We start from the raw sequence: 855 nt of genomic DNA, 5'->3' as shown, positions 1-855 counted from the left end.
GGCGTATCTGTACAAAATGTTTCCGGTACATTTGGTACTGCCCCAAAAATCCGGGTACGTGGCGCTACATCTATTTTCGGTAGTTCAAAGCCACTATGGGTGGTAGATGGAGTCATCATGGAAGATGCTATCGACGTAGGTCCGGATGACTTATCCTCAGGAGATGCCGAAACATTGATTAGTTCAGCTATTGCCGGATTGAATTCAGATGATATTGAAAGCTTTCAAATATTGAAAGACGGATCAGCAACCTCTATCTACGGTGCGCGAGCCATGGCAGGGGTTATTGTAGTAACCACCAAAAAGGGAAAAGCCGGTGTCAGCAAAATCAGCTACACCGGTGAATTTACAACTCGTATGATTCCCAGTTATAAAGAATTCAATATCATGAATTCACAGGAACAAATGGGAATCTATAAAGAAATGGAACAAAAAGGATGGCTCAACAATAGCGATACTTACCGTGCAAAAGATAGCGGAGTGTATGGACGTATGTATCAGTTAATCAATCAATACAATCCGGTTACAGGACAATTCGGGCTTGCCAACACTCCGGAAGCACGTAACGCTTACCTGCGTGAAGCGGAAATGAGAAATACCGACTGGTTTGATACTTTATTTTCCAACAATATCACACAAAATCATTCTGTCAGTATCACTTCCGGAACAGAAAAATCTTCATTCTATGCTTCATTAAGTGCCATGTCAGACCCGGGGTGGTACAAGCAAAGTGAAGTAAAACGCTATACAGCTAATTTAAATACAACATATAATATATATAAGAATTTATCTATAAATTTAATATCCAGTGCTTCCTACCGTAAGCAGAAAGCGCCCGGAACACTGAGTTCTGAA

1 protein-coding gene is annotated in these 855 nt (G+C 40.9%); it reads left to right on the top strand.

Going from position 1 to position 855, the window contains the following annotated elements; all coding sequences use genetic code 11:
- On the top strand, positions 1 to 855 hold an 855-nt coding region (locus AB5935_RS25850; RefSeq protein WP_368327855.1), incomplete at both ends, for a TonB-dependent receptor plug domain-containing protein.

It is taken from the genome of Phocaeicola sp. RTP21198st1_B8_RTP21198_201120 (genome assembly GCF_040929485.1).
GTDB lineage: Bacteria > Bacteroidota > Bacteroidia > Bacteroidales > Bacteroidaceae > Phocaeicola > Phocaeicola dorei.
This window is presented reverse-complemented; position numbering and strand designations above follow the sequence as displayed.